5 protein-coding genes are annotated in these 6,515 nt (G+C 59.7%); 4 read left to right on the forward strand and 1 reads right to left on the reverse strand.

Going from position 1 to position 6,515, the window contains the following annotated elements; translation table 11 throughout:
• Window positions 1–64: 64 nt before the first annotated feature.
• Window positions 65–1,984 (reverse strand): diguanylate cyclase, encoded by a 1,920-nt coding sequence (locus FGE05_RS27790; protein WP_139650019.1) that lies wholly within the window; start codon window positions 1,982–1,984, stop codon window positions 65–67.
• Window positions 1,985–2,240: 256 nt separating this feature from the next.
• On the opposite strand from FGE05_RS27790, the gene FGE05_RS27795 reads away from it, so the two are divergent.
• The 4 genes from FGE05_RS27795 (at window position 2,241) to FGE05_RS27810 (ending at window position 6,216) form a co-directional block, all read left to right on the forward strand.
• Window positions 2,241–3,011 (forward strand): ABC transporter substrate-binding protein, encoded by a 771-nt coding sequence (locus FGE05_RS27795; RefSeq protein ID WP_139650021.1) that lies wholly within the window; start codon window positions 2,241–2,243, stop codon window positions 3,009–3,011.
• Window position 3,012: 1 nt separating this feature from the next.
• Window positions 3,013–4,353, forward strand: a complete 1,341-nt coding sequence (locus FGE05_RS27800; protein ID WP_139650022.1) for a sensor domain-containing diguanylate cyclase — start codon at window positions 3,013–3,015, stop codon at window positions 4,351–4,353.
• Window positions 4,354–4,368: 15 nt separating this feature from the next.
• On the forward strand, window positions 4,369–5,103 hold the full coding sequence (locus FGE05_RS27805) for an ABC transporter substrate-binding protein (RefSeq protein ID WP_139650024.1): 735 nt from the start codon (window positions 4,369–4,371) through the stop codon (window positions 5,101–5,103).
• Between the two features lie 243 nt (window positions 5,104–5,346).
• A complete protein-coding gene (locus tag FGE05_RS27810; protein WP_139650026.1) occupies window positions 5,347–6,216 on the forward strand; it encodes a GyrI-like domain-containing protein in 870 nt (289 codons plus the stop codon).
• Window positions 6,217–6,515 lie beyond the last annotated feature (299 nt).

Below are 6,515 nucleotides of genomic sequence, written 5' to 3' on the forward strand. Positions count from 1 at the left end.
TGGGTTCATTTAAATCGCCGGATCGATGGAGTTTGGCCTTTGTCCGGTGACGTCAGGCCCAGGATCACGAAGCATTCGCCAGCCTGGTCTGATTGCGGCCCCGTGCCTTGGCCATATAGAGCGCCTGGTCGGCTTGCTTGAGCAGGTCTTGTGCCGTCACCTCCTCCATGAGCACCATGACTGCCAGGCCAATGCTCACCGTCACGAAGCCGAACGGCGACCTGGCATGGGGCAGCGCCAGGGCCTCCACGGCTTCGCCCAGGGCCTTGGCATGCTGCAGCGCACTGTCGACGTTGGGTGTCGTGGAGATGAATACAAACTCCTCGCCCCCATAGCGCGCCACCAGGTCACCGGCCCTTTGGGTATGGGCTTTCAGCGCATTGGCGATGCTTCGCAGACAATCATCGCCAGCCTGGTGTCCGTAATGGTCGTTATAGCTCTTGAACAGGTCGACATCGATCAGCATCAGCGACAACAGTGTTCCCGCGCGCACCGAACGCCGCCATTCGTTGACCAGGGTTTCATCGAAGTGCCGACGGTTGGCGATTCCCGTCAAGCCGTCAGTGGTGCTCAGCACAACGAGCTGCCGATTGGCTTCCTCAAGCGCCGCGGTCCGGTCCTTGACCTTGAGCTCCAATTGTTCATGGGCATCCTGGATTCGATCCGCCATCGACGCAAAGTCCCGTGCCAGTTCGCCAATTTCATCGGCGGAGCGGATCGGTAGTCTGTCGCGGTTCAGGCGTTCCCGGGACAAACCCAGCGAGCGTGTTGCCTGCATCAGGCGAAACAGCGGGATGGCTACCTGCTTCTGCAGAATGGAGCGCAGGATGAAGATCTCCACCAGCAGTGTCAGCAGTCCAAGGGCAACCACGATCAGCAGGTTGTTGAGAATCGCCGGCACCATCTGCGCCCGGGGAAAGTGCACCGCGAGTGCCCAGGGCGTACCCGGAACGAGGCCCATCGCGACAATGTCGTCGCGTGTCTGCACCACGATGGCCTGACCGGGCGCCAGCTTGGGCACGGTCTCTAGAAGCGGATAGTCGCCGTCCAGCCCGAGCGAACGGATGGAGGCCTTGCCTTCGCTGGTCTTGACCTGGTCCATCTTGCCTGGATAGTAGATCAGCGTGCCGTCGCCATCGGCGATGAACATAGTGCTGTACGCGCCATCCACGAAGGGTCTGGCCGTGCGTTTCATGAGTTCATCGAGCAGTACATCGACACAGGCCAGGATCTGGTGCTTGCCGGAGGCGTCGGCCACGTCGGGCGTGGCCACGGTGGTCATCCAGGCGTTGTTGGAGGCATCCCAATACATCCGGGTGAACAACGTTTCGCTAGCTGGGCTCGCAAAGCCGCGCGCATAGAACTCATAGGTTTCCAACTTCAGCGCATCCGGCCCGGAATAGGTAAAGACCTTGGCGATATCGGCCTGCTGGTAGATGGGAAAGCCTTTCTCAGGCACTACGCCATAAAAATTGAACAGGCGCCCCTGGACGCTGGAGCCATATTTGTACGAGAGGATATACGACAAGGCAAACCGGGCCTTGATGTCATCGTTGGGTGGAATATCGGGCGCGTAGGTGGCTGACATTCCGGCGAAGCGACGGCCGTCCGGCAGCGGTTCACCTTCGAACAGCATCGGTCGCTGGGTGTAGGAGCCATCCTCGTGCCGGTAGAAGATCCGGTCGAAGTCCTGCACCAGTGCAACTCGGCTTCCCGGGTTGTCGAGGCGGCTCCTGAACTCGTTCAGGAAATTGCGCTGCAGGTCCTTTATTTCGTTGAACGGCAGGGATTCGCGCTGCAAAGTCTGCTCGGTGGAGAGCAACAATTGCGTGGTAATCGCTTTTTCCAGCGAGGACAGGTTCACATAATAGGAAATCGCACCGGCACACAACGAAACCAGGCCGATCCGCAGGACCGCCAGACGCAGCGCACGGGTTGTGAGTGAGTGTTTGCCGGAGCTCAGCCCTGGGTCTTCTTGCGACATCTCTTGCTCTCCGATCCAACATCTCGCCAACGCCAACGCCAACGCCAACGCGCATATGAGCAATATCGGCCCGACCGCCCAAGGCTGAAGTTTCCAGGGCGAATTACACGCCAATCCGCCGGACGAGCCGTCCATCTTCCCCAGGTGACGAACGACGACAGGTGCGACTCAAGCCTGAGTCAACCCAGCCGATAACTATCGAGGAGAGGGCTCTTTGGCCCCACCGTGTCCTGCCGGTTTCTTAGGGTAATTTTCGATGGTCCTGTCGCTTGACCGTTTGCTGGTGCTTGGTGTGCTGATGCTCATGGCTGCAAGCGGATTCTCGCCGAATGCCACGGCAGAGCCTGCGCTGCGCATCGTTACGGAGGAACTGCCACCCTATAACATGACGCAGGACGGGCGGATGACCGGCATGAGCACCGAGGTGGTCCAGGCCGTGCTCAAGGAAATCGGCATGCAGGCCCCGATCCAGTCCATGCCTTGGGCGCGCGCCTATCAGTTAGCGCTCGATGACAGCAACGTGCTGATCTACTCCATCGCCCGCACTCCTGAACGCGAATCGCTTTTCCAATGGGTCGGCGCCATCGCACCGACCCGCTGGTACCTGTATTCGCTGGCTGACCGGCCCGTGAAACTCAACTCGCTAGACGAGGCCCGTGGTCACCAGATCGCCACCGTCAACCAGGACGTGGGCGAGCAATACCTGGTCTCGAAGGGTTTCCGTATCGGCGAGGAATTGCAGTCGAGCACCAAGTACGAGCACAACTACCGCAAGCTCAAGGTCGACCATGTGGAGATGTGGATTTCCAACGAACTCAACGCCCAATACCTGGTTCGCCAGAACGGCGAAGACCCAGCCAAGGTGTTGATCCGCACATTGCCGATTCCCGCCTTGAGCCGCGAGGAAGGCCTGAGCATGGCGTTCAGCCGCAAGACGCCGGTCGAGACCGTGGAGAAATTCCGCGCCGGCCTGGAGACCATCCGTCGCAATGGCGTCTACGATGCCATCCTGCACAAATGGCTGTGAGATGGCGCGTCACTCCGAGACTCCTTCAATCCAACCACAGGTCAAGGCGTTCAGCTCGCTAGGGCGTCGCCTGGTACTCGCGACACTGTTGTTCTGCCTGCTTTTTACCCTGGCCATGGTCACGCTGCGTACCTGGCTCGCCTGGGAAAACAATCTGGCGGAAATGAATTCGGAACTGGTCCTGATCGACCAGGTGTTCCAGAACACCTTGTCCCACGCCATCTGGGAACTGGACCGTGAATCCCTGGGCAAACAACTCTCCAGCGTCGCCAAGGCGGCGCCGGTGGGCCGCGTGGTGCTCAAGATCCTGCGACCCGGACAATCGCCCGAGATCATCGAACTCAATCGATACGCCGTCGTCATGTCCGGCCCGGCGCCCACGCTGCAGCGTGAACTCGTCGCGCAACCCTACGAAGGCGCCAACGAAAAGGTTGGTGAGCTGACCATCGAAGGCGATAACAATCTGCTGTGGGAACGCCTCTGGAGCGAGGCGCGCAGCATCGTCATCACCCAGGTGATCCAGTCGCTGTTACTGGCCGGGTTGGTCATGACCGTGTTCAATCGCCTGGTGACCGTACACGTCATCCACATCGCCCGGCACCTGGGTCAACTCACGCCACAGACCCTCAGGCAGCACTTCAAGCTGCAGCGTTCGGTGCGTCGCCAGGACGAACTGAGCCTGCTTGAATCGCAGCTCAACGAACTCCAGGACAACCTCCACACTCACCTGGAGCGCCAGCGCCTGGATGAACTGGCCATGGAGGCCAGCCGCGATCAGTTGGCCGAGTTGGTCGAGGCACGTACCGCGGAACTCAAGGCAGCCAACCAGGCCCTCGAAGCCCTGTCGCGGCACGATGCGCTGACCGGGCTGCCCAACCGTCGCTATTTCGACGAGCTCAAGGAAGTCGAGTTTCGTCGTGCGCTTCGCTATAAGACCCCATTGTCGGTGCTCATGTGCGACGTCGACTTTTTCAAGCTCTACAACGACACCTACGGCCATATCCAGGGCGACCAATGCCTGCAGCAAATCGCCGAAACCCTTCGCGGCGTCTTCGAGCGCTCCGGTGAGCTGACCGCCCGGGTGGGTGGCGAGGAGTTCGTCGTGATGCTGCCTAATGTCGACGCAAAGCAGGCCTATGACGCCGCCCAACGGGTTCGTGCCAGCCTGGCCAAGCGCGAACTGCCCCATAGCGGCTCGTCGGTTTCACCCTTTGTCACCCTCAGCATCGGCGTCGCCGAGCTGGACCCGCAGACCATGGATCATTTCGACCTGTTACTACAACGTGCCGACCAGGCGTTGTATCGGGCCAAACATCAAGGACGTAATTGCGTTGCCTTCTAAACCAGTGAGGCCTGTATGCACTATCGCCTGACGCTCTGCTTATGTTTGTTCGCGGCCTTGACCAGCCTGCACAGTCACGCCGAGGGGATCGAAGTCGTCACCGAAGACTCGCTGTACGCCTACCTGCGTGATGGCAAGCTCGTCGGGCCGGGCACCCGCGTCGTAGAAGAGACACTGACTAAAGCCGGGCTGACCGACCACCATATCCTGCTGTACCCCTGGGCCCGGGCTTACGACAAGGCCCTGCACGAGCCCAATGTACTCATCTATCCCATGGATCGCACGGTGCTGCGCGAGCCGCTGTTCAAATGGGTGGGTGAGCTGGAACGGGTGACCATCAAGCTCTACAAGCTGCGCGAACGCCACGACATTACCCTGGCCAACCTCGAGGATGCCAAGCTCTATACCACGGGCGTGGTGCGTAACGACTCCAAGCAGTTGCTCTTGCAACAGCAGGGGTTTACCCGGTTGGTGGTATCAGCGGATCGTCGTGATAACTTCCAGAAACTGCTCAACCGTCAGGTCCAGCTCTTGCCGATGCCGGAAAACGCGGCACGGATCATCTGCGACGAAGAGCATGTAGCCTTCGCCGACCTGGAAGAGGTCTACTCTTTCGATGAGCGTCCCGCCCGCGTCTACATGGCCTTCAGCCTGAGCACGCCGGATGAGATCGTCGCCCGAGCGCAGCGCGCTTTCGAGCAGCTCGAGGCGTCAGGTGAAGTGGCGCGGATCATGCGCGAAGAACGCTAAAGCCTTGTGGGAGCGAGCCTGCTCGCGATTGCGGTGGGACAGCCTGCATTGAGGTTGAATATGCCGCCGTCATCGCGAGCAGGCTCGCTCCCACGGAAATCCTGGGTTAGTGGCGAAACTGACCATCCGAAAATATCATGGGTAATCACCACCCGTGCTCGCTACCTGAGCAAATGCGGCTAGGCGAACACCTGTCGGCATGACCGATCCTGTGCCCAACGTCCTTCCAGGAGCCTTTGCCCGGTGCACGCCAAATCGACCAACGCTACCTACCTAAAGCGATTCAACACAGTACTCGCCTACATCGACGCCAACCTCGAGGGTGAGCTGTCGGTGAATACGCTGAGCCAAGTGGCAAACTTCTCGGCGTTTCACTTCCATCGACAGTTCACCGCCTACATGGGTTTGCCTGTCGCACGGTACGTGCAACTGATGCGTCTGCGGCGGGCGGCCAATCGCCTGGCATCGCGTGCAGATTATGCGGTGCTGGAGGCAGCCTTCGATGCCGGTTTCGAAAGCCCCGAGGCATTCAGCAGAGCCTTCAGGCGGGCGTTCGGTGTAGCGCCGAGTACATTCAGGCGGCAACCGAGCTGGCAAGTCTGGAATGCGGCGTTTGAAGTCCCCCACTTTTCCAGGAGCGTCATCATGCAATTACACATCGTGGACTTTTCCGAAGTCAGGGTCGCCGCACTCGAGCATCGCGGTCCGACACAGCTTCTCGATGAAAGCGTGCGCCACTTCATCCAGTGGCGCATGCAGAGCGGACAATCGCCAGTGGCATCGAGTCGTACCTTCGGTATTCCCTTCACCAACCCCGATACCACGCCGCCGGAAGCATTTCGCTTTGCCATTTGCGGTGAGATACACCAGGCCGTCGCGCCGAACACCTTCGGCATACGCGAAACCCTCATCCCCGGAGGCCGTTACGCCGTGGTGCGACACCTGGGCTCGACGGACCTGATCAGCGAAAGCATCTACCCGATCTACCGCGACTGGCTTCCGAACAGCGGAGAAGAGCTTCGCGACCAGCCGCTGTTCTTCCACTACCTGAGCGTGTATCCAGAGACACCGAAGGATCAGTGGGAGACGGATATTTATGTGCCGTTGCAGTAGCGATTTCCGGATGGGGGGAACTGCATACGCCACAACCCCCTGTGGGAGCGAGCCCTGCTCGCGATGGCATCAGCACAGCCAACATCCCGGCAACCTGACCCACCGCTATCGCGAGCAGGCTCGCTCCCACATCGGACCTGAGTGTACGCAGCCATTGCATACGCCACAAAACCCTGTGGGAGCGGGCTTGAACTGGCCTAATGATTTTGGACACTTCAATCGGGCGCTATGATGGCGCCCAAATCTGAGGTGTTTGGCTATGCGTAAATCTTATTCCAGTGAGTTCAAGCTCAAAGCTG

Origin of the sequence: Pseudomonas sp. ICMP22404, from assembly GCF_006227205.1 — a bacterium.
Lineage (GTDB): Bacteria > Pseudomonadota > Gammaproteobacteria > Pseudomonadales > Pseudomonadaceae > Aquipseudomonas.

Bases quoted from the DNA above. Each gene is read 5' to 3' on its own strand.
- FGE05_RS27800 (WP_139650022.1), top strand. From the start codon at position 3,013: ATGGCGCGTCACTCCGAGACTCCTTCAATCCAACCACAGGTCAAGGCG.
- FGE05_RS27795 (WP_139650021.1), top strand. From the start codon at position 2,241: ATGGTCCTGTCGCTTGACCGTTTGCTGGTGCTTGGTGTGCTGATGCTC.
- FGE05_RS27805 (WP_139650024.1), top strand. From the start codon at position 4,369: ATGCACTATCGCCTGACGCTCTGCTTATGTTTGTTCGCGGCCTTGACC.
- FGE05_RS27790 (WP_139650019.1), bottom strand. From the start codon at position 1,984: ATGTCGCAAGAAGACCCAGGGCTGAGCTCCGGCAAACACTCACTCACA.